Source organism: Actinoallomurus iriomotensis, assembly GCF_030269445.1.
Lineage (GTDB): Bacteria > Actinomycetota > Actinomycetes > Streptosporangiales > Streptosporangiaceae > Actinoallomurus > Actinoallomurus iriomotensis.
In genome coordinates, this window is record NZ_BSTJ01000001.1 from 1,119,142 (window position 1) to 1,143,284 (window position 24,143).

At 71.7% G+C, this 24,143-nt stretch carries 20 protein-coding genes; 7 read left to right on the top strand and 13 right to left on the bottom strand.

Annotation, left to right across the window (positions count from 1 at the left end; translation table 11 throughout):
* Window positions 1-97: 97 nt before the first annotated feature.
* Window positions 98-2,260 carry an NAD-dependent DNA ligase LigA gene (gene ligA / locus QSK37_RS05315; RefSeq protein WP_285617937.1) on the bottom strand — a complete coding sequence of 721 codons (2,163 nt, stop codon included), beginning with the start codon at window positions 2,258-2,260 and terminating at the stop codon, window positions 98-100.
* Between the two features lie 110 nt (window positions 2,261-2,370).
* Window positions 2,371-3,108 carry an SDR family oxidoreductase gene (locus QSK37_RS05320; RefSeq protein ID WP_285617938.1) on the bottom strand — a complete coding sequence of 246 codons (738 nt, stop codon included), beginning with the start codon at window positions 3,106-3,108 and terminating at the stop codon, window positions 2,371-2,373.
* Between the two features lie 122 nt (window positions 3,109-3,230).
* On the opposite strand from QSK37_RS05320, the gene QSK37_RS05325 reads away from it, so the two are divergent.
* Window positions 3,231-3,587, top strand: coding sequence for a winged helix-turn-helix transcriptional regulator (locus QSK37_RS05325; RefSeq protein WP_285617939.1), 357 nt, complete (start codon window positions 3,231-3,233; stop codon window positions 3,585-3,587).
* Window positions 3,588-3,590: 3 nt separating this feature from the next.
* Here QSK37_RS05325 and QSK37_RS05330 read toward each other — a convergent pair whose 3' ends face one another.
* The 5 genes from QSK37_RS05330 to QSK37_RS05350 all read right to left on the bottom strand — a co-directional run bounded on the left by QSK37_RS05330 (window position 3,591) and on the right by QSK37_RS05350 (window position 11,196).
* Entirely contained in the window at window positions 3,591-6,857 is a 3,267-nt protein-coding gene (locus QSK37_RS05330) for an NACHT domain-containing protein (RefSeq protein WP_285617940.1), read from the bottom strand.
* 61 nt (window positions 6,858-6,918) lie between these two features.
* Window positions 6,919-7,917, bottom strand: a complete 999-nt coding sequence (locus QSK37_RS05335; RefSeq protein WP_285617941.1) for a methionine synthase — start codon at window positions 7,915-7,917, stop codon at window positions 6,919-6,921.
* A 20-nt stretch (window positions 7,918-7,937) separates the two neighbouring features.
* Entirely contained in the window at window positions 7,938-8,729 is a 792-nt protein-coding gene (locus QSK37_RS05340; protein WP_285617942.1) for an LLM class F420-dependent oxidoreductase, read from the bottom strand.
* 100 nt (window positions 8,730-8,829) lie between these two features.
* Complete coding sequence (mnmA, locus tag QSK37_RS05345) at window positions 8,830-9,906, bottom strand: tRNA 2-thiouridine(34) synthase MnmA (RefSeq protein WP_285617943.1); 1,077 nt, start codon at window positions 9,904-9,906, stop codon at window positions 8,830-8,832.
* A gap of 129 nt (window positions 9,907-10,035) precedes the next feature.
* A complete protein-coding gene (locus QSK37_RS05350) occupies window positions 10,036-11,196 on the bottom strand; it encodes an RNA-guided endonuclease InsQ/TnpB family protein (protein ID WP_349497942.1) in 1,161 nt (386 codons plus the stop codon).
* A 322-nt stretch (window positions 11,197-11,518) separates the two neighbouring features.
* Between QSK37_RS05350 and QSK37_RS05355 the strand changes: the two genes are divergently transcribed.
* Window positions 11,519-12,526, top strand: a complete 1,008-nt coding sequence (locus QSK37_RS05355) for a DUF695 domain-containing protein (RefSeq protein ID WP_285617945.1) — start codon at window positions 11,519-11,521, stop codon at window positions 12,524-12,526.
* Window positions 12,527-12,622: 96 nt separating this feature from the next.
* On the opposite strand, the gene QSK37_RS05360 is transcribed toward QSK37_RS05355, so the two are convergent.
* Window positions 12,623-13,777 carry a cysteine desulfurase family protein gene (locus QSK37_RS05360; RefSeq protein ID WP_285617946.1) on the bottom strand — a complete coding sequence of 385 codons (1,155 nt, stop codon included), beginning with the start codon at window positions 13,775-13,777 and terminating at the stop codon, window positions 12,623-12,625.
* Window positions 13,778-13,927: 150 nt separating this feature from the next.
* Between QSK37_RS05360 and QSK37_RS05365 the strand changes: the two genes are divergently transcribed.
* The 4 genes from QSK37_RS05365 to QSK37_RS05380 all read left to right on the top strand — a co-directional run bounded on the left by QSK37_RS05365 (window position 13,928) and on the right by QSK37_RS05380 (window position 17,317).
* Window positions 13,928-14,449: a TetR/AcrR family transcriptional regulator gene (locus QSK37_RS05365; protein WP_285569563.1), complete on the top strand. Its 522-nt coding sequence runs from the start codon at window positions 13,928-13,930 to the stop codon at window positions 14,447-14,449.
* 87 nt (window positions 14,450-14,536) lie between these two features.
* Window positions 14,537-15,748, top strand: coding sequence for an MFS transporter (locus QSK37_RS05370; RefSeq protein WP_285617947.1), 1,212 nt, complete (start codon window positions 14,537-14,539; stop codon window positions 15,746-15,748).
* Window positions 15,749-15,851: 103 nt separating this feature from the next.
* Complete coding sequence (locus QSK37_RS05375) at window positions 15,852-16,409, top strand: RNA polymerase sigma factor (RefSeq protein WP_285569569.1); 558 nt, start codon at window positions 15,852-15,854, stop codon at window positions 16,407-16,409.
* Entirely contained in the window at window positions 16,406-17,317 is a 912-nt protein-coding gene (locus tag QSK37_RS05380; protein WP_285617948.1) for a hypothetical protein, read from the top strand. The genes QSK37_RS05375 and QSK37_RS05380 overlap by 4 nt, the downstream gene beginning before the upstream one ends.
* A 60-nt stretch (window positions 17,318-17,377) precedes the next feature.
* On the opposite strand, the gene QSK37_RS05385 is transcribed toward QSK37_RS05380, so the two are convergent.
* The 5 genes from QSK37_RS05385 to QSK37_RS05405 form a co-directional block, all read right to left on the bottom strand.
* The gene (locus tag QSK37_RS05385) at window positions 17,378-18,328 is read right to left on the bottom strand and encodes an electron transfer flavoprotein subunit alpha/FixB family protein (protein ID WP_285569576.1); all 951 of its coding nucleotides are present in this window, start codon (window positions 18,326-18,328) and stop codon (window positions 17,378-17,380) included.
* A gap of 11 nt (window positions 18,329-18,339) precedes the next feature.
* Entirely contained in the window at window positions 18,340-19,119 is a 780-nt protein-coding gene (locus tag QSK37_RS05390) for an electron transfer flavoprotein subunit beta/FixA family protein (protein WP_285617950.1), read from the bottom strand.
* A 229-nt stretch (window positions 19,120-19,348) separates the two neighbouring features.
* Window positions 19,349-20,008: a hypothetical protein gene (locus QSK37_RS05395; RefSeq protein WP_285617952.1), complete on the bottom strand. Its 660-nt coding sequence runs from the start codon at window positions 20,006-20,008 to the stop codon at window positions 19,349-19,351.
* Between the two features lie 74 nt (window positions 20,009-20,082).
* Complete coding sequence (locus tag QSK37_RS05400) at window positions 20,083-21,705, bottom strand: serine/threonine-protein kinase (protein ID WP_285617953.1); 1,623 nt, start codon at window positions 21,703-21,705, stop codon at window positions 20,083-20,085.
* A gap of 45 nt (window positions 21,706-21,750) precedes the next feature.
* The gene (locus QSK37_RS05405) at window positions 21,751-22,572 is read right to left on the bottom strand and encodes a serine/threonine-protein kinase (RefSeq protein ID WP_285617955.1); all 822 of its coding nucleotides are present in this window, start codon (window positions 22,570-22,572) and stop codon (window positions 21,751-21,753) included.
* Window positions 22,573-22,622: 50 nt separating this feature from the next.
* Here QSK37_RS05405 and QSK37_RS05410 point away from each other — a divergent pair, with 50 nt between their 5' ends.
* Window positions 22,623-24,140 carry a DUF885 family protein gene (locus tag QSK37_RS05410; protein ID WP_285617957.1) on the top strand — a complete coding sequence of 506 codons (1,518 nt, stop codon included), beginning with the start codon at window positions 22,623-22,625 and terminating at the stop codon, window positions 24,138-24,140.
* The last annotated feature ends 3 nt before the right edge of the window (window positions 24,141-24,143 follow it).

Below are 24,143 nucleotides of genomic sequence, written 5' to 3' on the forward strand. Positions count from 1 at the left end.
CTGTTACGTCCGAAATCTAGGGGTCCACGGTACGACAGTGATCGAACGATACCGTACGGTATGTTGTCGCAGGTCAGAAAGCGACGAACGGCCGCCGTCACTCCTCAGACGCGACCGCCACCTCCCTGGCCGCATCCGGCCCCTTTTCCAGCAGAACGCCGAAGCCGGCCTCGTCTAGAAGAGATACGCCCAGCTTGACTGCCTTGTCGTATTTGGACCCTGGGCTGTCGCCGAACACCACAAAGCCGGTCTTTTTCGACACCGAACTCGACACCTTGCCGCCGAGGTTCTGCACGGCGGCGGTCGCGGAGTCGCGGCTGTAGCCGTCGAGCGAGCCGGTGATCACCACGCTGACGCCCTCAAGGGGCCGCGGACCGTCGCCGCCCTCGTCCTGCATGCGCACCCCGGCCCGGCGCCACTTGTCCAGGATCTCCTGGTGCCACTCCTCCTGGAACCAGTCCTTGACCGAGGCCGCGATCGTCGGGCCGACGTCCTCGACCGCCGTCAGCTCCTCCTCGGAGGCCTCGATGATGCGGTCCATCGACCGGAACTCCCGCGCCAGTGCCTGCGCCGCCGTCGGCCCGACGTGCCGGATCGACAGGGCGACCAGGACCCGCCACAGCGGCTGCTCCTTGGCCTTCTCCAGCTCCTCGAACAGCTTTTCCACGGTCTTCTTCGGCTCACCGGCCTTGTTGGCGAAGAAGGTGACGACCTTCTCCTCCCCCGTGTTCGGGTCGATCTTGGGCAGGCCGGTGCGCTGCTCGCGGACGACGCTCTTGATCGGGAGGAGCTGCTCGACCGTCAGGTGGAACAGGTCACCCTCGTTCTTGACCGGGGGGTCCTCGGGCTCCAGCGGCTGCGTGAGCGCGGTCGCGGCGACGTAGCCGAGCGCCTCGATGTCGAAGGCGCCGCGCCCGGCGACGAAGTAGAGGCGCTCGCGGAGCTGGGCCGGGCAGGTGCGGGCGTTCGGGCAGCGGATGTCGACGTCGCCCTCCTTCTGGGCCCGCAGCTCGGTGCCGCACTCGGGGCAGTGCGTCGGCATCTCGAACTCACGCTCGGTGCCGTCGCGCAGGTCGCTCACGGGCCCGACGATCTCGGGGATGACGTCGCCGGCCTTGCGCAGCACGACCATGTCGCCGATCTTGACGCCCTTGCGCCGGACCTCGTCGGCGTTGTGCAGCGTCGCGTACGCGACGGTCGAGCCGGCCACCTTGATCGGCTCCATCACGCCGTACGGCGTCACCCGCCCGGTGCGGCCGACGCCGACCCGGATGTCGAGGAGCCGCGTGTTGACCTCCTGCGGGGGGTACTTGAACGCGATCGCCCAGCGCGGCCACCGGCTCGTGGACCCCAGCCGCCGCTGGAGCGCGAGCTGGTCGACCTTGACCACCACGCCGTCGATCTCGTACGCGGGCTCGTGCCGGTGCTCGCCGTAGTGCTCGATGTACTCGCGGACCTGGTCGAGGCCGTCGACCACGGTGTAGCGGTCGCTCACCGGCAGCCCGAACCCGCGCATCAGCTCGTACGCCTCGGACTGGCTCCGCGGCTGCCTTCCGCCGTTCCACGTGCCGAAGCCGTGGACGATCATGTTGAGCGGGCGCCGGGCCGTGACGCGCGGGTCCTTCTGCCGCAGTGAGCCGGCCGCGCCGTTGCGCGGGTTGGCGAACGGCGCCCGGCCGGCCTCGACCAGGCTCTCGTTGAGCTTCTCGAACGCCTCGACCGGCAGGTAGACCTCGCCGCGCACCTCGAGCAGGTCGGGCACGTCGTCGCCGCTCAGCTGGGTCGGCACGCTGTCGATGGTGCGGATGTTGTTGGTGATGTCCTCGCCCGTGCGGCCGTCGCCGCGCGTCGCGCCGCGTACGAGCCGGCCGTTCTCGTACGTCAGGTTGACCGCCAGCCCGTCGATCTTCAACTCGCACAGGAAGGAGGCGAGCGTGCCGACCTCCTTCTCCGCGCGCGTCACCCAGGCGCTCAGGTCGTCGGTGTTGAAGGCGTTGTCGAGACTCTGCATCCGCTCCAGATGCTCGACGGTCTCGAAGTCGGTGGTGATCGGCGCGCCGACCTTCTGGGTCGGCGAGTCGGGCGTGACCAGCTCGGGATGCTCGTCCTCCAGCGCGCGGATGTCCCGCATCAGGCGGTCGTACTCCGCGTCGCTGATGGTCGGCGAGTCGAGGACGTAGTAACGGTAGTTGGCCTCGTCGAGCTCCTGGGTCAGCTCGCCGTGCCGCTGCCGGGCCTCGTCGGGTACGGATGTCGCCACGTCTGTCTCCCTGCCGTGCGGGTGCCGCTGAGAGATAGTCTCTCGCGTGGCTGTGACAGTTTGACCTGCGGCTCGCCCGTCGCCGGGCCCGTTCACCGGCGAAAGCGGCGTCAGGGAGCGGGGAGCACGCGGAAACCGCCGTCGACGGGGATGCGAACGCCGGTCGTCGCCTGGAAGTCCCCGCCGACGACCGCCGCGATCACCTTCGCCACGTCCTCGGGTTCGAGCATGCGGCGCAACACCGAACGCTCGGCGCGGGCCTTCTCCATCTCCGGCGTCAGGTGAGCCGTGGCGTCGGTACGCACCGCGCCGGGCGCCACGACGTTCACCCCGATCCCGTACGGGCCGGCCTCGGCGGCGACGTGCCGCGCGAAGGCGTCGAGCGCCGCCTTGGCTGTGGCGTGCGCGATCGCGCCGGGACTGGTGCCGTCGGCGCTGAGGCTGGAGACGTAGATGATCCGGCCGCTCCCCTGCCCGCGCATCACGGTCATCACGCGCTTGGTCAGGTGGAAGACGGCGGCCATCTCGCCCTCCACCTTGCCGATGAAGTCGTCCCAGGTCATGGCGTCGAGCGACGCGAACGGCGGGTTGATGTTGGCGTTGCAGACGAGCGCGTCGACGGTGTCACGGCTCCGTACGAGGGCGGCGACCTGCTCCGGATCGCAGACGTCGGCCCGGACGGGCTCCGCCGTGCCGCCTTCCCGCGTGATGTCCTCGGCGACCTTCTCGGCGCTCGCCGCGTCGCCGCGGTAGTTGACGACGACGTGGTAGCCGCGGCGTCCCAGCTCTCTGGCCGTCGCGGCACCGATCCCCCGGCCGCCGCCGGTGATGAGGGCGGTCTTCGACACTTCATCCTCCTCTTTTCCTTGCCTGCGGGGGCTCACGGTAGAGGTGCGCGCTAACTCTTGGTAAGTACATACCCTGAGGTAAGCTCCGTACGTCGGAGACGGCTCGCAGGATGGAGCGAGTGGTGGGTGACGTGTTTCACAGGGACTGCCCGGCGCGCATGGTGCTCGACCACGTCACCAGCCGGTGGGGCGTGCTGATCCTCACCGCCCTGCGCGAAGGCGACCTGCGCTTCTCCGAGCTGCGCGAGAAGATCGAGGGCATCAGCGAGAAGATGCTGTCCCAGACCCTGCGCATGCTGGTGAGGGACGGCCTGGTGTCCCGTGCGGTCGAACCGTCCACCCCGCCGAAGGTGACCTACGGCCTGACGACACTGGGCAAGGGCATCACCGAGCCCCTGGAGGGCCTGTCCGGCTGGATCCGCGACCACGCCCCGGACATCCTCGCCGCCCAGTCCACCTTCGATGCCGCGAGCCCGTAGGACTCACCTGGCCCCCCACTTCACCTTGGTCGTCCGGTGCAGGCGTTCCAGCCCGACCACTCTCGCTCCCTCGACGATCTGAATGGTCAGGTCGCGCATACCGGCCAGAGGCGTCAGGTCCAGGCCATCGGCCACGTTCTTGAACCACAGAGTTCGCAGCGACGGCAGGCTCGAGAGTGGCGACAGATCGGTGAAGGAGGGACCCCAGAGCTGAAGCGTGCGGAGCGTGCGGAGCCGTGACACGGGCTTGAGGTCACTGATCCGGGGACAGTCGATAATCGCCAGCGTCTTCAGGGGAAGGTGTGCGATGCGGCTCAGATCGCTGGTCCGCTCATGGTCGATGAGCGAGAGAACGCAGAGCCTGGGCTGGACGTCCGCTATCTCGCTTAGATGGTCATCGCTGAGATCGCTTCCCCCCAAGGTCAGGTGGCGAAGGTCCTCGAACTCTCGGAGCGGGCCGATACCGATCAGCATCTTGCAGTTGTAGAGATGAAGAGTCGCCAAACCGGGGTGCGTGGCGAGCACCGAGAAATCGCCGGCGTCTTCCAACCCACTGAGCCCAAGCCCCTGAAGCGGAGGGAGTTCCGACACGAAGTCGAGGTCGGCAGTGAACCGGTTCGGGTAGACGTACAGCTCCTTCAGGGACGGCAACGCCAGAAACGGCGACGGATCATCGACCACACCGTCGATCTGCAGCTTCACCCGCTCAAGTCCGGAGTGTCCCATCAGCAGAGGCAACGACTCAGGTGCCGCGTCACCGCTCACTTGGGTCAGCGCGGGAAGGCCGGCGAGGGCCTCCAGGCCGACCTCTCGCCGCAGGCTCACTTCCAGCCGGGTGAGATGCCGCAGCGCTCCGAGAGCGGGAAACAGACGAGCATTCTCCACTGCCAGTTCGCCCTTGCAGAGCGGAGCGTGGGCGAGGACGCGTTCTGCATAGGTATGCGGCTCAAAGTAGTCCCAGGCGGTGACCAGTTCCTTCTGCACCCTCGGCCTCGGGTCGGTGGCGTAGTGGGAGAGGATCTCCAGGGCGCGCGGGCCGTTGACCAGCCAGGCCGTCCGTACCGTGGCGACCGCCTCGGCGTCCGACAACCCTTCCAGCGACTCCGGGAGGCGCCGCAGGATCTCCTCGCCTGCCGACGCGAGGCGGCGGGCCTCCGCGGCGTTCCTCGGTGGGATCAGGCGGGACACGCAGCGTTCCACGCGGTCCTTTGACTCGCGGGGTACGTCCGGGATGGTCTCCAGGCACGCGGCGACCAGCATCCGCAGGCGGTGGCCGTACCTCGGTTCCGCCTCGGCGCGGTCGAGGAGGCCCGTCAGGAGTTCGCGGCGCAGTGGGCCGTTGGCGTGGCCGGCCGCCATCAGGACCGTCTCGCGCCACTGGTCCAGGTGGGCCTTGGCGACGAGCGTCTCGATGTCGGCGTCGTCGGCCGCCTGACGGGCGGCGAGGTACTCCTGGACCGTGCGGTGCACGAAGTCGACCCGGCCCGGCGCCGGCTCGCGGATCACGCCGCTGCGCTGGATCAGGTAGTCCAGGATCTCCTCGGCCGTCGCGGCGACGCGTGGCATGGCCTCCGCCCTGGCCTCGACGCGTCGCAGGGCCGTGGTCCTGGACAGTTCGGCGCGGCCGAGGACGGTGAGGCGCCAGGCCAGTTCCTGGAGCAGCCGTTCCTTCTGCTCGCGTTCGAGCACGATGCCGGGGTGGCTGCGGATGCCGCGTTCGACGTCCCGGCGTTCCAGCAGCAGGTCGAGGACCGCGCGGTACAGGCCCATGCGGTCGCGCGGAAGATGGGTCACGCGGTCGAGGTTGAGGGCGCACAGCATCGCGGCGAGCAGCGGCGTCGTCGCCAGCGCGCGCAGGTGGGGGCCGCCCTCCAGCCGGGCGAGCAGGCCGCCCTCGTACGCGGGCAGGTCCTCCGGGGCGCACGGCAGGTTCCCCGCGTGGCGGACCGCCTCGTGCCACTGCCTCACGAGTTCGCGCAGGTTGTCCGGGGTCATCGGCTCCAGCATCACCGGCCGGAAGCCCTCCCCGGTCAGCCAGCGGCTGTCCGCCGCCGCCGGGCGGGACGTGATGATGGTCCGTACGCTCGGGTAGACGTCGAGGAGCTCGCGCAGCCAGCGCCGGAGCGTCTCCCGGCGGCCGTACGGCACCTCGTCGACGCCGTCGATCAGCAGGATCCCCCGGCCCGTGTCGAGGACGCGGTGCGCCCATCCGGCGGGCGCCAGCCCGCCGAGCGGCCCGGCGACGAGGTCCTCCGCCTGCGGCAGGGGTCCGTCGCTCCAGCTGCGGAGTTTGATCAGGAACGGGACGCGCCCGTTCCAGTCCCGCAGGTCGCCGGTGAACGCGCCGCGGGCCGCCGTCACCGCGATCCAGCCCAGTAACGTGCTCTTGCCCGACCCCGCCTGGCCGCGCAGGAGCGTACGGGACGAGCGGGCGAGCATCGACTCGGCCGGCGCGGTCGACGGCTCCCGGTCCGCGCGGTCCCCGGTGAGCGCGGCCATCTTCAGCGGGCCGCCGTCGTCGCGTACGCGGTCCTCGGCGGTCGCGGTGAGGCTGATGTAGGCGACGCTCAGGGTGGCGCGGGGACGGTAGTTCTCCACGCGGAGGCCGAACAGCTCGATCTCGTCGAGCGTGCGGCCGAGATGTTCGAGGTACCGGCGCTCGAACTCCGCGTCGTCCCGGGTGCCGGACGGGGCGTCGAGCGACCGGGCCGGGATCCGGTCGAGCGCGACCGCGATCCGGTCGCCCAGATCCGACAGGCGTGCCAGCGTCTCGGCGAGCGCGCGCGGCGTGAACTCGGCGAGGCCGAGCACGATGCGGACCAGGCAGTCGCAGCACTCGTCGAGCGCGACGTCGTACAGGCGCGCGGCCGCCTCGCCGAGCTGTCCCGCCGGGGCGGGTACCAGCGCGCGGACACGCCGGGCGAGCTTCACCGGGTCCGCGTCGGCCGCGAAGAGCGTCTCGTCGGACAAATCCATCATGCCCAGCGCGCGCTCCGCCTCGGCCAGCGCCGCGGCGCGGTCCTCGTCGGACAGGCCGCCGTACTCCTGCTCGATCAACGGCGTCAGGCGGCGCTCCACCGAGTCGGCGATGTCCGCGAGCTGCCGTTCGACCTTCCGGCGGGCGAAGCGGTCCGGGAACGACACCCTGATCAGTTCGGTCAGGTCCTTGCCGCGGTCGGAGTCGGCGGCGCGGGCGGCCAGCCACTCGCGGCCGGCGCGCCTGGCGACCGTCCGGCCGGCGGCGGCAGCGGCCACTTCGAGTCCCGTCATCTTCGCCCCCCGGGCGCCGATTCGCGACGACACTCCGAAATCGACGCCTGCGACGGGGGCGTTACCCGTCCTCGGAGGTCTCCAGGAGGACGCGGGCGGCCTCACGGCAGTGCTTCAGGGCCGTTCGGGCGTACGCCGGGGTGGCGCCGGCCAGGCCGCACGACGGGGTGACCACCACGGCCTCGGCCAGGGACTTCGGGGAGAAGCCCAGGCGGCGCCACAGCTCACGTACCCGCGCCACCGAGCGCTCCGGCTTCGGCAGCCTCGCGTCGGTGCCCGGGATCACGCCCAGCAGGAAACCGGTGCCCGCCTCCACGGCCTCGCCTATGGCCTCCTCGTCGCGGAGCAGGGACGCGTCCACCGACACGGCCTTCGCACCGGCGGCGCGCAGCAGGCCGTACGGGACACGCGGGGCGCAGCAGTGGACGATCGGGAACGCCTCCACGCGCTCGATGACCCGGCGCAACGTGTCCTCGGCGATCGGCGCCTCGACCGAGCGGATGCGGGAGAAGCCGCTCGCGGTCGGCACCGTTCCGGCCAGGACGCCCGGCAGGGACGGCTCGTCGAACTGGACGAGCAGGTCGGCGCGCGGCAGCCGGCGGCGTACGTCGCGCACGTGCGCGGCCACGCCCTCGGCCAGGGACGCCGCCAGGTCACGCACGGCGCCCGGGTCGGCGAGCGCGCGCTCGCCGCTGCGCACCTCGATCGACGCGGCGAGCGTCCACGGCCCGGTCACCTGGATCTTGAACGGGCCCGCCACGTCGCCGGCCTGCTCTTCGAGCGTGTCCAGGTCCTGGGCGAGGAGGCCGTGCGTACGTGAGGCGTCGCGGCCGGGGCGGTCGGCGAATCGCCAGCCGGACGGCTGTACCGCGACGGCGAGGTCGACGAGCAGCCCGGCGGTACGGCCGATCATGTCGGCGCCGGGGCCACGCGACGGCAGCTCGGGCAGGTGCGGCAGGTCCGGCAGCTCGCCGAGGACGACCCGCAGGGTCTCCGCGGGGTCCGTGCCGGGGTAGGAACCGACGCCCGTGGCGGCGCCGGCGGCCCAGGGAAAGTTCACAGCGTGAGCCTAGTGCGGCCTCAGATGAGCTCGGCCATCCGGTCGAGGCGGCGGAACGTCTCGTCGGCCGGCTCGGTCGGCAGGAAGAAGAGGATCTCGTCCACGCCCGCGGAGGTGAGCTGCTCCACCGCGTCCGGTTCGGACCGGGCCGCGTAGGCGACGACCGGCACGTGCCGTCCGGCGCGGGCGCGCAGGTCGGCGATGGCCCCGGCCAGGACTCCGTCGCGGTCGCGGCCGGCCACGGGCATCCAGCCGTCCCCGTACTCCACCACCCGGTCGAGCGTCTTCGGCCCCCAGCCGCCGACGAGGACGGGCGGCCGGCGTACGGGCTTGGGCCAGGAGAAGATCGGGTCGAAGTCGACGAACTCGCCGTGGAACTCGGCCTGGTCGTTCGCCCAGATCTCCTTCACCGCGACGACGTATTCCCGCATGCGCGCCATCCGGGTCTTCGGGTCGGTGCCGTGGTGGAGCATCTCCTCGCGGTTCCAGCCCGCGCCGATGCCCAGGACGGCGCGGCCGCCGGTGACCAGGTCGAGTGAGGCGGTCTCCTTGGCGAGCAGGATCGGGTCGCGCTGGTTGATCAGGGCGATGCCCGTACCCAGCTCCAGGCGCTCGGTGACGACCCCGGCGGCGGTCAGGGCGACGAACGGGTCCAGCGTCCGGTAGTACTGCCGCGGCAGGTCGCCGCCCCCGGGGTAGGGGGTGGCGCGGGCGACCGGGACATGCGTGTGCTCGGCCAGGTACAGCGAGGCGAAACCGCGCTCCTCCAGGGCGGGACCGAGCACGGACGGCGCGATCCCCTCATCGGTCACGACCGAGCACGGACGGCGCGATCCCCTCATCGGTCACGAACGTCGACACGCCGAATCTCATACTGCTCACGAACGCCCTTTACCCGCCACGGCGGGCGGATCACGCCGGGGAGTGCTCCGCGACCGCGATCGTGGCCGAGCCCAGGACCCGGTCCCCCGCGTACAGGACCGCGGCCTGGCCCGCGGCGACTCCGCGCGCCGGGCGGTCGAGGGTCACGCGGAGCAGGTCGCCGTCGAGCCGGGCGGTGCAGTCGTACACCTCGCCGTGCGCCCGCAGCTGGACCCGGCAGGCGAGCGGCTCATCCGGCGGCGACGCCAGCCACACCGGACGCTCGGCGACGATCTCGTGGACGTCGAGCGCCTCGCGCGGGCCGACCGTCACGGTGTTGGTCACCGGCGAGATGTCCAGGACGTAGCGCGGCCGCCCGTCCGGCGCGGGCCGGCCGAGCCGCAGGCCGTGCCGCTGGCCGATCGTGTACGCGTACGCGCCGTCGTGCTCGCCCAGGACCTCGCCGGACGTGTCGACGATCGGGCCCTTCTCCGCGCCGAGGCGTTCGGCCAGGAACCCGCGGGTGTCGCCGTCGGCGATGAAGCAGATGTCGTGGCTGTCGGGCTTGTCGGCGACGGCCAGGCCACGCCGGTCGGCCTCGCGGCGCACCTCCGCCTTGGTCGTGTCGCCCAGCGGGAACATCGCGTGCGCGAGCTGCTCCTTCGTACAGACCGCCAGGACGTACGACTGGTCCTTGGCGAGGTCGACGCTGCGCCGCAGCACACCGTCGTCCAGCCGCGCGTGGTGCCCGGTGCAGACCGCGTCGAACCCGAGGGCGAGCGCGCGGTCCAGCAGCGCGGAGAACTTGATCTTCTCGTTGCAGCGCAGGCACGGGTTGGGCGTACGGCCCGCGGCGTACTCACTGACGAAGTCCTGCACCACGTCGCGGTCGAAGCGCTCGGCCATGTCCCAGACGTAGAACGGGATGCCGATCACGTCGGCGGCGCGCCGCGCGTCGCGGGCGTCCTCGAGGGTGCAGCAGCCGCGGGCGCCCGTACGGTAGGACTTGGGGTTGGCCGACAGTGCGAGGTGGACGCCGGTCACCTCGTGGCCGGCCTCGGCGGCCCGTGCGGCGGCCACGGCGGAGTCGACCCCGCCCGACATGGCGGCGAGTACGCGAAGAGTCATGACGTCATCGAGGGTACGCACCCGAGGCCGCTGAGGGAAAACGCGCCCGCCCACGCGCGAGGCCGCCCGCACGCGAATACGATTGGCGACACTGTGACTCCTCCGCTCCGTGAAGGGAACGGCTTCTCGCTAAGCCGCTCCCGCAGCCTTGCGAAGGGCAAGCCCTGCCCTCAAGATGTTGATCGCCGCGTTCACGTCGGCGTGCGCGGTGTGCCCGCACGCCGTACAGGCGAACTGGGCCTGGGTGGGGCGGTTCTCCTTCGCGCGGTGCCCGCATCGGGCACACGTGCGGGAGGTGTTGGCGGGGTTCACTGCGATCAGCTCACGACCGGCGCTTTCAGCCTTGTGCGTGAGGATCGTCAGGAAACCCCCCCAACCCGCGTCGAGTATCGAGCGATTCAATCCGGCCTTGGCCGCAACGTTGCGGCCCGGCGCTTCGAGGGTTCCGGAGGCCGATCGGGTCATGTTCGCGATCCGCAGGTCTTCATGCACGATCATGTCGTAACCGCGGACCAGCGCGAGGGCCGCTTTATGCGCGCCGTCCAAGCGCTGGCGGCGCACCTTGGTATGCAGCGCGACGACACGGGCTACAGCCTTGTGGCGGCGCTTGGAGCCGCGTTTCTTCCGCGCCAACGCCTGCTGGGCCGCCGCGAGACGGCCTGCGGACGCGGCCAGGTGGCGCGGGTTGACCAGGTGTTCTCCACCGCTGGTTGTGACAAGCGAGGCGACGCCCATGTCAATACCGGCCGCCGCACCTGTGGCGGGCAAAGGCCCGGCGGGCACGTCGTCGCACGACAACACCACGTACCAGCGGGAACCCTCCCGCTTGATACTGATCGTCTTGACCCGGCCGGCTACCGGCCGGTGCTGGTGGACCCGGACATGTCCGATGCCCTGAAGGCGAACGAACGTCGCCGCGCGATGCTCGGGCTGGGAATCCCAGCGGCAGCCGTCCCCGTCCTTGGGCCACTCCACGGTGTCGAACCAGCCGCGTCCTTTGAAACGGGGGAATCCCGGCTTGCGCCCAGCCTTCAAGCGAAGGAAGAAAGCGGTGAACGCCTTGTCAAGGCGGCGCAGGGTGGCCTGCTGGGAGGAGAACGACCATCGGCCCTGACCGGCGGGGTCGTCGGCGCGGATGTGCTTCAACTCCGCGGACTGATCGCCGTACCGCACCCTCACGCCGGCCTTGCGGTAGGCGGTGCGCCGATGCTCCAAAGCCGCGTTGTACAGCTCTCGGTGGTCCTGCAGGCATGCCGACAATGCGACGTTCTGCCTGCTGGTAGGACGCATCAGGAACTTGTAGGACCTACGCACGACCACCGCCCACGAACGCTCGCTCGTACGCCTTGGCGCGGATCGACTCCTCCAGACGGGTCCTCACCCGCCCGCCGAGAACCGGGTGGCGGTAATTCGGCCACCCCACGTGGTATCCGAGGCCATACGCCGAGCGGAGGGCTGTGCGTACCTGACAGGTCACACGACCGTCATAACAGTCCCATGAATTTGATGTTCAGCAAAGGGAGCAACCCGCCGTGACTCAAGAAGGAAGAAAACCAGCCAAGGACGGCATTTCCCGCTCGCCTAAAGGCGACGGCCCCTTGCCGAGGCACTGATGGGAATCTTCCGTCGCTCATCCGACGCGCCCGCGCCGTACGTCGAAGCCATCGCCCGTTTCTGGGAGTGGTGGCCGCAGGCCCGCCGGCGTCTGGACGAAGGGGTGCCGGCCGACATCGCCGATGAGATGTCCGCGCACGTCGAGGCGATGCACGCCGACCTCGAATGGGAGATCGGTCCCGGGCCCAGCCTCACCGTGAGCGGCGGCGGCGTGGACGAACTGCGCGGCATCGCCGAACGCTGGCGGCTCGGCGCGCCCGGCGATGACAACTGGAAGTACCGCGCCGCGCGGCCCGCCGACCCGGCGATGCTCACCGGCAAGCTCCAGCTCGACGACCACGAGTTCGACCTGGACTACGTACGGATGGGCCTGCGCGCCGACTCCTCGCGGGCCCGCGTCGACGTGGTCGCCTACCACCCCGACTTCCTGTTCGTACCGGAGGAGACCCAACTGGCGCTCACCCACCGGGTGCTCGACTGGGCACTGGGCGAGGACGACGTCGCGCGGTGGATCGGCGAGGTCACGGCGGCCGAGGAGGAGCCCATGGACGCGCTGCCGGCGAGCATGCTGCCGCCGGTGGTGGAGCAGATCGCCGCGCCGTTCGGCGAGCCGGCGTGGCTGGTCGGCGAGGGCCGCACGCCCCTGGGGCACGCGGCGCGCGTCGCCGTGCGCTTCCCGCTGCACCGGCAGGACTATCCGCTGTGCGACGTGTACGTCGCGGTGACCCTGCCGTACGCCAGCGCCAACCCCGACCGGCTGCCGGTCGAGCCGTCGGCCTCGACGCTGCGACGCTTCGAGGAGGCGGTGGAGGCGATGGGCCCGCGAGCGGTCCTGGCGGCCCACGAGACCGGCGACGGGCGCCGGGTGCTGCACGTGTACGCCGACCCGGACTCGGGCGCGGTCGCGGAGCTGGACCAGCTCGCCGCCGCCTGGTCGGAGGGCCGCGCCAAGGTCACGTCCCAGTCCGACCCCGCCTGGTCCGCGCTCGCCCCGTACCGCCCCTGACCACCGGCCCGCGATTCACGTTGACCCGCTTCGTCATCGCCCGGTCCGACCGTCCGGTTCTCCCAGTGCCGTGATCTCCGCCTGCCGCCGGCGGTGTCAGACGGCGCCGGCGCGGCGGGCGCGTTCGACGACCGGGGCGATCTCCTTGGCGGTGGCGTCCACGTCCGCCCGGGTCGAGGTGTGGCCCAAGGAGAACCTCAGCGATCCCCGCGCGCGGGCCAGGTCGGCGCCCATGGCCAGCAGTACGTGGCTGGGCTCGGCGACGCCCGCCGAGCAGGCCGAGCCCGTGGAGCACTCGATGCCGCGGGCGTCCAGCAGCATCAGCAGCGCGTCGCCCTCGCAGCCCGGGAAGGAGAAGTGCGCGTTGCCGGGCAGGCGGTGGACCGGATCGCCGTTGAGGACGGCGTCCGGGACCTCCGCGCGGACGCGTGAGATCAGCTCGTCGCGCAGGCCGGCCAGGCGTGCCGCCTCGCTGTCGCGGCGGGACACCGAGGTGCTGACGGCGGCGGCGAAGCCCGCGATCGCCGGGGCGTCGAGCGTGCCGGAGCGCACGTCACGCTCCTGACCGCCGCCGTGCAGGACGGGGACCGGGTCCAGGCCCTTGGCCAGCAGCAGCGCGCCGACGCCGACCGGGCCGCCGATCTTGTGCCCGGTGATCGTCATGGCGTCCGTGGTGAACCGGACCGGCAGCTGCGCGGTGGCCTGGACCGCGTCGGTGTGGAACGGGATGCCGTGCTCGCGGGCGATCGCGGCCAGCTCGTCGACCGGCTGGACGGTGCCGACCTCGTTGTTGACCCACATCACGCTGACGACGGCGACCGAACCCGGGTCGCGCTCGATGACGGCGCGCAGCGTCTCGGGCAGCACCCGGCCGTACTCGTCGACCGGGAGGGTCTCGACGACCGCGCCCTCGCGTTCGGCCAGCCAGTCGGCGGAGTCGAGGACGGCGTGGTGCTCGATCGCGCTGATGAGCACGCGGTTGCGGGCGGGGTCGGCGCCGCGGCGCACCCAGAAGATGCCCTTGAGGGCCAGGTTGTCGGCCTCGGTGCCGCCGCTGGTGAAGACGACCTCGCTGGGCCGCGCGCCCATCGCCTCGGCGAGGATCTCGCGCGACTCCTCGACGACACGCCGGGCCCGGCGGCCGGAGGCGTGCAGTGACGATGGGTTCCCGACCTGCGCGAACTCGGCGGTCATCGCCTCGATCGCCTCGGGCAGCATCGGCGTGGTCGCCGCGTGATCCAGGTACACCATGGCGGCATCAGCCTATCGGCGCGCGTCCCACGGGGCGACGGCGCGGTCTGGCCGTACGAGGTCATCCGGATCTTCCCACTTCTGGGAAGAAAAGCGCCGTCTTTCCGGTTTGGCCAACTGTACCGTCCGGACGGTATAGTTAGGAACGCCATGAGACGAGACGCCCTCCTCGACGCCGCCGAGGCCCTGCTCTGCGAGCAGGGCACGCAGGCGCTCACCCTCGCCGCGGTCGCCGACCGCGCCGGGGTCAGCAAGGGCGGGCTGCTGTATCACTTCCACACCAAGGAAGCGCTGATCAGAGGTCTCGTCGAACGACTCATCGAGGAGTTCGACGCGCTCATAGCGTCGTTCGACACCGGCGGCCCCGGGGCGTACACGCGGGCCTTCGTCGAGGCGAACCTGGCCGTGGTCATGGACCGCGACCAGTCACGGCTGCTGCGACGATGGGCGACGGTGAGCGCGGCCGCCGCCGACCCGGGACTGCTCGCCGAGATCCGCGAGGCGATGCATCGCTGGCACGACCGCGATCCGGCGGACGATCCCGATCCCGTCGCCGCGCGAATAGCGCGGCTCGCCGCCGAGGGGCTCTGGGAGGTCGCCATGCACGACCCCGGCCTCTACGACGAGACGCAGCTCGAAGAGCTGCGCACCCGGCTGCTGGACCTGCTCTAACAGCCGAATGACGAAGTGACGAGCCGGCACCCGACGGGTGCCGGTCGTTTCGTGCGCAACGCGAAACCAGTTGAAAGAGGTGAAATCATGACGTCTCGCGTCCTCAGCCGGGCGCGCCTGGGCACCGTTCTCACGTTCGCCCTGGCCGGCATGCTCTGCGGAGTCTGGGTGTCACGCACACCGGCGCTCGCCGACCGGTTCGGCCTGAGCGACGGCTCCGTCGGTGTCGCCATCCTCGTCTGGGGTGTCGGCGCGATCATCGCGATGCAGGGTCTGCGGGGCGTCATGGCCCGCGCCGGCAGCGCCGCCGTCCTGCGGGTCGCGGCGCCGCTGACCGCGGTGAGCCTGCTGCTCATCGCGCTCGCCCCGTCGTGGCCGCTGCTGCTGGCCGCCGTCGCGATGTTCGGCATGACCTTCGGCCTGACGGACATCGGCATGAACGCCCAGGGCAGCGCCGTGGAACGTTCCTACGGGCGACCCGTCATGAACGGCATGCACGCCGGATGGTGCGCGGGCGCCATCTCCGGCGGCCTGCTCGGCGCGCTCAGCGCCTCCGCCGGGATGTCGTTCGGCCAGACGCTCTTCGGCGGCGGGCTCGTCGCCCTGCCGGCCGCGCTGGTGCTGGGCCGCACCTACGTCCCGGAGCGCCCGGCGTCCGCGGGCGGCTCCCCCACGGCGAGGTCCCGGCGCGCACGGCTGCCGCTCGTGGTCTACCTCGTCGGCGCGCTGGCGTTCGCCGCGTTCATGATGGAGGGCTCGATCGCCGACTGGAGCGGGCTGTACCTGAGCCGGGAGCTCGGTGCCGGCGAGGCGATCGGCGCCCTGGGGTACCCGCTGTTCGAGGCGGCCATGCTGACCGGGCGGCTCGTCGGCGACCGGCTGCGGACCCGCCTCGGCACGCGCCGCCTGATGACGTACGCCGGGCTGGCCACGGCGGCCGCGATGGGCGTCGTCGTCGCCGCGCCGACCGCGTACGTGGCGCTGGCCGGGTTCCTGCTGACCGGGCTGGCCGTCTGCACGGTGGTCCCGACCACGATCTCGGTGGCGGGTACGGTCGTGCCCGGCCGGTCGGCCGCCGCGGTGGCCCAGGTCGGCGCGATGGGGTACGGCGGGCTGGTGCTCGGCCCGGTGGTGATCGGATTCCTCGCCGACGCGGCCTCGTTGCGGGCCGGCCTCACGGTGGCGGTCGTCCTGGCGCTGCTCATCGCGGCCGGCGCCCGGTTCGTCCCAGTGCGGCGCTTCCTCCTCACGGTGCCCGAACGCGACCTGGAGCCGGAGACCGTCGACCTGGCGGCCTGACAGGTCCGCGGACGGGCGGTGAAATGGTGCGGATCGGCCGGACACGTTCGGAGGTGTGACCGCGGTACTCCCCGCGGCTCCGCACCGACCGAGAGGAGACGGCTTGCGACCTCCCGATGAGAGAAGACGACGATTCGAGGAGATCTACGCGGCCTGCCATGACCCGGTGCTCGGCTACGTCATGCGCCGTACGAGCGACGGTCACGACGCCGCCGACGTCCTCGCCGAGACGTTCCTGGTCGCCTGGCGGCGGCTCGACGACGTCCCGCCCGGGGACCAGGCGCGTCCCTGGCTGTACGGCGTCGCCCGCCGGGTGCTGGCCAACCACCATCGCGGCGAGCGGCGGCGCACCGCTCTCGGCGATCGGCTGCGCGCCGAGTTGGCGTCGGCCGTGCGCCCGCCGGACCGCCTCGCCGAGTCCGGTGCGGTCGCGGACGCGTTCCGCAGCCTGTCCGACGACGACCGGGAACTGCTGTCCCTGGTCGGCTGGGAGGGCCTGGACGCCGGTCAGATCGCGACGGTCCTCGGCTGTTCCCGCAACGCCGTACGGATCCGGCTGCACCGGGCGCGCAAACGCCTGGCCCGCGCGCTGGAGGCACGCGACGCCCACACGGAGGCCTACCCGCATCAGGCGCGGATCGTGAAGGAAGAACACGCATGAACCACGACAAGCTGATCGGGCGGCTCGCACCCGTCACCGACGAGGAGATCGCGCACATGGTGAGCCCGCAGACCAAGACCGACCTGGCCGAGCGCATCATGACGACCGCGGCCGACACCGCTCCGGCACCGCGCCGCCGGCGCCGCCTGGTGCTGTTCGGCCTGCCGCTGGCGGTGGCGACGGCCGCCGCGACGGTGGCCGCCGTCACACTGACCGGGTCTTCGGGCTCGCCGACGCCGACGACGTCCCTCGGCCCGCGGAAGGTGCAGCCGGCCGCCCTCTCCTTCTCCACCCGGGGGAAGTACCTCGTCGTCAAGGTCGAGGACCCGCTGGCCGATCCGGCGCGGTACAAGAAGGAGTTCGCCGCCCACGGCATGAACATCACGTTGAAGGTGGTCCCCGCGTCCCCGTCGGTGGTGGGTACCGTGGTGATGACGGACCTGCCGGCCAACGTCAAGATGATCCCGGCCAAGGGGAAGTGCTACAGCGGCGGTGGCGCCTGCCCCGTCGGTGTGCGGATCCCGGTCGGCTTCCACGGCAGCGGCGCGATCGTCTTCGGCCGGGCGGCGCGGCCGGGCGAACAGTACAACAGCACGAACAGCGCCTTCGCGCCGGGCGAGGCGCTGCACTGTGTGAACATCCGCGGCCTGACCGTCGATCAGGCGCTGCCGATCCTGCGGCGTCACAAGGTCGCCGTCGGGCAGTGGCACTACGACGAGAAGCGTCCGACCGGTCCCTACGGCGTGACCACGCCGAACCGCGGAAAGATCGCTGGATCGTGGTACGTCACGGACGCGGACCCCTGGGCGCCCGGTCAGGTCCTGCTGTGGACCCAGCCGACGATGCCGAAGCTCTCCCCGGGCGCGACCGCGTACCAGAGGCGTCTGGCGGCCGGCTGCCCGCGCTGACGGAGGCCGCGCACACGACGGTGCCCCGGCGAACACTCGCCGGGGCACCGTCGCATGCGACTACTTGCGCTTGTTGATCTCTTCGGTGAGCTGCGGCGCGACCTGGAACAGGTCGCCCACCACCCCGTAGTCGACCAGCTCGAAGATCGGCGCCTCGGCGTCCTTGTTGATGGCGACGATCGTCTTGGAGGTCTGCATGCCGGCCCGGTGCTGGATGGCACCGGAGATGCCGACCGCGATGTAGAGCTGCGGCGACACCGTCTTGCCGGTCTGGCCGACCTGGAACGTGTGGGGGTACCAGCCGGCGTCGGTGGCGGCGCGCGAGGCGCCCACCGCCGCGCCGAGCGAGTCGGCCAGCTCCTCGATGAGCTTGAAGTTGTCCGCGCCACCGACGCCACGGCCGCCGGAGACCACGATCGCGGCCTCGGTCAGCTCCGGCCGCTCGCCCTTCTCCTGGACGACCTTCTCGACCACCCGCGCGCCCTTGGCGGCGTCGGACAGCGTCACCGACACCTGCTCCTCCTCCGGAGTGGAGGGGGACGCCTCGGCCGCCGCGGAGTTGGGCCGTACCGCGATGATCGGCGTGCCCTTGGTCACCTTCGCGTGCGTCACGATCGCGCCGCCGAAGATCGAGTGCTCGCCGACGAAGCCCTCCTGGAGGCCGACGACGTCGGTGAGGACGCCCGACTCGGTGCGGACCGCGAGCCGGCCGGCGATCTCCTTGCCCTCGCCGGTCGCGGCCACGAACACCGCGGCGGGCGACTTGTCGGCGACGAGCTGCGCGAGCAGCTCGACCTTGGGCGCCACGACGTAGGAGGTCAGCTCCTCGTCGGCGGCGACGTAGACCTTGCCGGCGCCGTACTCGGCCAGCTTGTCCTTGGCGCCCTCGTAGCCGGGTCCGACCCAGACCGCGGCGGCGTCGCCGTACGCACGGGCGAGCGTCAGCAGCTCGAACGTGACCTTCTTGACCTCCCCGTCGACATGGTCGACGAGGACGAGAATCTCCGCCATCTCCCCGCCCCTCAGACGAACTTCTTCGACGCGAGGAAGTCGGCGGCCTTCACGCCACCGTCGCCCTCGTCCTTGATGATCTGACCCTTTTCACGCGGCGGCGCGTCGGCGAAGTCCACGACCGCGGTGGAGGCTCCGGCGAGCCCGACCAGCGCGGCGTCGATCTCGGCGTCGGCGACGGCGAGCTTCTCGACGGGCTTCTTCTTGGCCGCCATGATCCCCTTGAACGAGGGGTAGCGCGGCTCGTTGATCTTCTCCACGACGCTCACGACCGCGGGCAGCGTGGCCTCGACCCGGTCGAAGCCGTAGTCGGTCAGCCGCTGGGCCTTGAGCGAGGTGCCGTCGATCTCCACCTTGTTGGCGAGCGTCACCTGGGGAACGCCGAGCCGCTCGGACAGCATCGCGGCGAGCACGCCCATGCGCGCGTCGGTCGACTCCGAGCCCAGGATGACCAGGTCGAACCCGATCTTCTTCAGCACCTGGGCGAGGGCGTACGAGGTCGAAAGACCGTCCGAGCCCACGAGCGCCTCGTCCGTCACGTGGACCGCCTTGTCGGCGCCCATCGCGAGGGCCTTGCGGATCGATTCGGAGGCCTTGTCCGGGCCCATGGTGAGGACCGTCACCTCACCGCCCTGGGACTCCTTGATCGCCAGGGCCTCTTCAACGGCGTACTCGTCGAGCTCGTTGATGACACCGTCGGCGGCCTCGCGATCGAGGGTGCTGTCGTCGGACTTCAACTTTCGTTCGCTCGCCGTGTCGGGCACCTGCTTAACGCAGACGACGATGTTCATTCCGTGTACGCCCTCCCTGCACACTCCATGACGCGCCTCTCTCCCTCCCGCCTCGCCCGCCTGGGGCGGACGCCGCCCGGTCGGGCCGGCGCGGGGTTCGCACCATAAGCCTGCCAAACACCCGAAGGACATTCGGCTTCGGGGGCACGGCAGGTGTACCGTCCTGATGTTACCCATGAGTAGCGAAGGCGCAAAACCCCGGTGGGCGGGTTTGCCGGTCGCGCTCAGGTCACAGCGCGTAACGGTGCACCGAGTGCTGGAAGTGGGACAGCTCCTGCACGATGGAGTTCTCCAGCTCGTACATCGGGGCGAAGCTCGGCTGCAGCACGATCGCGCCGGCGACCGCCCCGAGGGCCAGGGCGCACAGCAGCACCCCGGCGCCCGCGATCCGCCGCGGGTCGTCGGCGAACATGACGAACACCCGCACCAGGTAACGGCGCGGCGTGCGGATGCCGGGCGCCGCCAGCAGGACGTACGCCGCCGCGCCCGCGCCCCAGGCCGCCCCGACGATCGGGGAGACCTGCACGTCGACCGCCGCGCCGAGCATCACCGCGAACGGCACCACGACGGCGAACAGCCCGGCGTACGGCAGCGTGACGAGGGTGCCCGCCACGCCGCGGACCAGGTCGAGCGGCGCCGTCAGCGGCCCCGCCAGCGACCGCAGCAGGCCGCCCCGGTGGCGGCGCGTGTGCACCTCACCGGCCCGGAGGTACGAGGCGCCGGCCAGGGCGAGCAGGAGCCCGAAAAAGGGCAGCACGACCGTGAAGGCGACCACCATCGCGACCACCAGGTAGGCGAAGAGCCGCGACCATCCCTCGATCACGGCGTCGGCGGCGTCTTCGTCCGCGAGCGGGTGGGCGGGGACCGGGTGTGTCTCGTCCGACGTCATCGCGAGGCAACACTACCGGCGCGGCGACCCTTCGGGGGTGAGGCTCGGGCGGGTCGTCCGCACACGGACAGGGCTCAGCCGCCGCGCAGGTTGCGCAGCTGGTGGCGCAGGTCCTTCAGGGCATGGTTGAACTGCGGAAAGTCGAAGGGCCGCAACTCCGGCGACTGGCTCAGCGAGAAGGACACGAGGAAGAACACGAGCAGGCCGACGACGCCCACGACGATCCACGCGCGTTCGCGCTGGGGCGCGACGGCGCCCCAGATCCGGACGAGCTGGCGGCGAGCCGGCTCGCTGCCCGGGCCGAGGCACGTGACGATGACGAAGGCGGCCACGCTGAGTGACAGGGCGCGCGCGATCGTCATCTCCGACTTGGCCAGCATCGAGATGATGAGCACGATCACGCCGGCGAGGATGGCGATCGGACTGATCAGCGCCATCACCAGCCCGGACCGGACCACCGAGAACGGCGACCGGACGATAACGCCCGCGACGTCGGCGGGCCGCGGGCCCCGGCGGGTGCGCCGGGAGGCGAGGTCCTGTGACGCGCGGTCGGCCGTTCGCAGCAGGAGCATGGCGATCAGCACGATGATCAGTGCGATCGACGGGACCACCATCGCGAGACCGACCGCTCCGGCGAGCAGCAGGAAGCTCAGCAGCCGGTACAGGCCGTACGGCTTGGGCCCCTCGGGCTTCGGCGGCCGCTCCGGCCGGCGCTCGGGCGTCGGCGCGGGTGCGGTGTAGGGCTGCTGCCCGTACATCGGCGGCGGTGGCTGTGGCGGCGGCGCGGGGGGCAGCTGCCCGCGGAAGTCGCGCGGGTTGGCGAGCGGCGGCGCGGCCACGGCCGTCAGCGGCTTGGTGTGCGGCGGCACCGGCGCGTCGAAGGTCGTGCGCTCGACGTCGAGCCGGGACGTCAGCCCGACGAGCGCCTGCGCGGTGGGGCGCTCGGCCGGGTTGCGGGACATCGCCGCGCGGATGAGCGGCAGGAGCGCCGCGGGCACGCCGTCGAGGTCGGGCCGGCCCTCCATGATCTTGTAGAAGATCGACTCGAAGGTGCCGGCGCCGAAGGGCGCGCGGCCGGTGGCGGCGTAGGCGATGGTGCTGGCCCAGGAGTGGATGTCGGCCGGCGCCGCGGCGTCCTCCCCCTCGATGATCTCCGGTGCGAGGTAGCCGGGGGTGCCGATGACCAGGCCGGTCGCGGTGAGGCGTGTCGCGTCGACGCCCTGCGCGATGCCGAAGTCGATGACGACCGGCTCGCCGTTCTCGTCGAACATGACGTTGCCGGGCTTGAGGTCGCGGTGGATGATCCCGGCCGCGTGGATCGCGGCGAGCGCCTCGGCCAGGCCGGTGGCCAGCCGCCGCAGCTCCCGCACTCCCAGCGGGCCGCGGTCGCGTACGGTCTGCTCCAGCGTCCGGCCCGGGACGTACTGGGTGACGACGTAAGGCGGCTCGGCCGTCACGTCGGCGTCGACGATCTCGGCGACGTGCGAGCTGCGCACCCGCCGCATCGAGTCGACCTCGCGGGCGAGGCGGCGCAGCGCGGTCTGGTCGGAGGCGACCCCCGGACGCAGCACCTTGACGGCGACCCGCCGCCCCTGGGGGTCGGTCGCCAGATGCACGACGCCCATCCCGCCTTCCCCGATCTTGTCGAGCAAGCGGTACCGGCCGATCATCTGCCCGGACGTGTCTACCCCCTCCATAGTTCCGCCACGATACCCGTGCAAGTGCGGTCAAGCGGGCGGCAATCAGGACATCGCGGCGAACGCGAGGCCTGGTTCCCCTACCGTAAGCCGGGTGGCCAGCCACGCCGCCGAAGGCCGCGCGGCCGGGTCCCGGCGCAACGCGAGCCGCAGCAGCGACACGACCGGCTCGGACACACCGTCGAGGTCGGCCGCGCCGCGCAGCACGCGGAAGCACACGCCGTGCAACGACCCGGCGCCGAAGGGCGGCCGGCCCGTCGCGGCGAAGGCGACCGTGGCCGCCCACGAGAAGACGTCGGAGGCCTCGCTCGACCGCCCGCCGTCGATGAGCTCCGGCCCGACGTAGCCGGGCGTGCCGGTCAGCACGCCGACCTGGGTGTGCTGCGCCGCGCCCGACTCCTGCGCGATGCCGAAGTCGATGATCTTCGGCGCGCCCGCCGCGACCATGACGTTGCCCGGCTTGAGGTCGCGGTGCAGCACGCCCGCGCCGTGGATCGCCGCGAGTCCCTGCGCGAGCCGGCCGGCGAACCCGGTCAGCATCTCACCCCGCATCGGGCCGAACCTGGCCACCAGGTCGCGCAGCGGCACGCCCGCGACGAACTCGGTCACGATGAACGGGCGTTCCCCCTCCAGGCAGGCGTCGAACACCTCCGCGACATACGGGCTGCGCACCCGCGCCATCGTCTGCGCCTCGCGGGCCAGCCGGCGCCGGATCGCCGGGTCGGCGGCCAGGTCCCCCCGTGGTTCCTTGACCGCGACCACGCGTCGATAAGGGTCCATCGCGCGATGCACGACGGACGTGGCGCCCTCCCCGACCGGCTCCAGCAGGTCGTAGGAGCCCAGATGCCGAACCCCTATGACGTTCATGCCCGGTTCGACGCGAGATCACGGCCGCGGGTTCCGAGTAATGTCGGGACATGAACGATCTACCTCCGCGGCTGCGCGCGGTCTGCGACCTTCTCATGCCCTGGGCGCGCGAAGGGGCGGGCCGGCATGAATACGACGGCCGGCTGCCCGACTACTCGGCCGCCGGGGTGGCGGACGCACTGAGCCGGGTCGGCGCCGGCGACCCTCTCGACGACCCGCACGACGAGGCTCACCTACGCGCGTTCGAGGAGTTCCTGCGGGTCTCCTACGGCGAGCTGGAGATGCACCGCCGCAACCCGCTCGACCATCTCGACGCCCTTGACCTGGCCTGTTATGACCGGGAGTACGCCCCGGCCGCCGAGCGCGAGGCGGCACGGGCGCGGCACCTGGCGGGCTGGCCGGAAGCGGCCGACGTCGCCGTCCGCACGCTCGACCGGGTGCCGGCGCCGGTCGCACGTGCGCTGCTGGGTCCGGTGCGCGGCCTCGCCGCCGGGATCCCGGCCGACGCCGGTGAGGCCGGAGACAAGGCCCGTACGGCGCACGCGCGGCTGGTCGCGCACCTGGAGCACCTGGCCGAGCACGGCGACCCGGACGCCGCGCTCGGCGGCCCCGCGCTGGCCCGGCTGATGGGCGCCTCGGAGGCGCTCGACCTCGACCTCGATGCCCTGGCCGCCGAGGCCGACCGCGAACGCGACCGGCTGATGGCGCGGCTGACCGAGGCCTGCGCGCGCCTGGACCCGGCGCGGCCGGCCCTGGACCTGTGCCGCGAGCTCGTACGGGACCACCCGGACATCGACGGCGTCATCGACGCGTCCCGCGACTGGACCCGGCAGGCCCTGGCGTTCACCCGCGAACACGACCTGGTGCCGTACCACGACGGCGAGTGCCTCGTCGGCCTGGCGCCGGAGTCACGCCGCTGGGGCATGGCGATGATGTCGTGGGCGGCGCCGGGCGAGCCGGACTCGCCGTCCTGGTACCACATCACGCCGCCGGACCCCTCCTGGCCCGAGGAGGACATCGAGGACTGGCTGCAGGTGTTCAGCGCCACGACCCTGCCGGGCGTGACGGTGCACGAGGTCGCCCCCGGGCACTTCTCGCACGGCCGCGCGCTGCGCCACGCGCCGACCGTCGTACGCCGGACGCTGTTCTCCCTCGCCTTCGTCGAGGGCTGGGCCCACTACGCCGAGGAGCTCTGCGTCGAGGAGGGCTTCCAGGCCGACGACCCGCGGTTCGAGATCGGCGTGTGGCTGGAGTCGCTGGTCCGCGTCACCCGGCTCGCCTGCGCGATCGGGGTGCACACGGGCGCCATGACGGTCGAGGACGGGGCCCGGCGCTTCGCCGCCGACACCCACCTGGCCGGATCGGCGGCGCACGCGGAGGCCGCGCGCGCCGTGTTCGACCCGACGTACGGCCGGTACACGCACGGCAAGCTGGAGATCCTGCGCCTGCGCGAACGCGCCCGGAGCGAGTGGGGCGACGGGTACTCCCCGCAGCGTTTCCACCGTGCGCTGTTCGAGCTCGGCTCACCGCCGCTCGGCCTGCTGGGCAACGCGCTGAAGCACGGCTGAGCC

What these genes read in the sequence shown, in the direction of transcription:
- QSK37_RS05395 (WP_285617952.1), bottom strand. Translation starts at nt 20,008, where the DNA reads ATGACGTCGGACGAGACACACCCGGTCCCCGCCCACCCGCTCGCGGAC.
- QSK37_RS05350 (WP_349497942.1), bottom strand. Translation starts at nt 11,196, where the DNA reads ATGCGTCCTACCAGCAGGCAGAACGTCGCATTGTCGGCATGCCTGCAG.
- QSK37_RS05360 (WP_285617946.1), bottom strand. Translation starts at nt 13,777, where the DNA reads ATGGTGTACCTGGATCACGCGGCGACCACGCCGATGCTGCCCGAGGCG.
- QSK37_RS05385 (WP_285569576.1), bottom strand. Translation starts at nt 18,328, where the DNA reads ATGGCGGAGATTCTCGTCCTCGTCGACCATGTCGACGGGGAGGTCAAG.
- QSK37_RS05330 (WP_285617940.1), bottom strand. Translation starts at nt 6,857, where the DNA reads ATGACGGGACTCGAAGTGGCCGCTGCCGCCGCCGGCCGGACGGTCGCC.
- QSK37_RS05390 (WP_285617950.1), bottom strand. Translation starts at nt 19,119, where the DNA reads ATGAACATCGTCGTCTGCGTTAAGCAGGTGCCCGACACGGCGAGCGAA.
- QSK37_RS05405 (WP_285617955.1), bottom strand. Translation starts at nt 22,572, where the DNA reads ATGAACGTCATAGGGGTTCGGCATCTGGGCTCCTACGACCTGCTGGAG.
- QSK37_RS05365 (WP_285569563.1), top strand. Translation starts at nt 13,928, where the DNA reads ATGAGACGAGACGCCCTCCTCGACGCCGCCGAGGCCCTGCTCTGCGAG.
- QSK37_RS05355 (WP_285617945.1), top strand. Translation starts at nt 11,519, where the DNA reads ATGGGAATCTTCCGTCGCTCATCCGACGCGCCCGCGCCGTACGTCGAA.
- QSK37_RS05410 (WP_285617957.1), top strand. Translation starts at nt 22,623, where the DNA reads ATGAACGATCTACCTCCGCGGCTGCGCGCGGTCTGCGACCTTCTCATG.
- QSK37_RS05380 (WP_285617948.1), top strand. Translation starts at nt 16,406, where the DNA reads ATGAACCACGACAAGCTGATCGGGCGGCTCGCACCCGTCACCGACGAG.
- mnmA (WP_285617943.1), bottom strand. Translation starts at nt 9,906, where the DNA reads ATGACTCTTCGCGTACTCGCCGCCATGTCGGGCGGGGTCGACTCCGCC.
- QSK37_RS05400 (WP_285617953.1), bottom strand. Translation starts at nt 21,705, where the DNA reads ATGGAGGGGGTAGACACGTCCGGGCAGATGATCGGCCGGTACCGCTTG.
- QSK37_RS05370 (WP_285617947.1), top strand. Translation starts at nt 14,537, where the DNA reads ATGACGTCTCGCGTCCTCAGCCGGGCGCGCCTGGGCACCGTTCTCACG.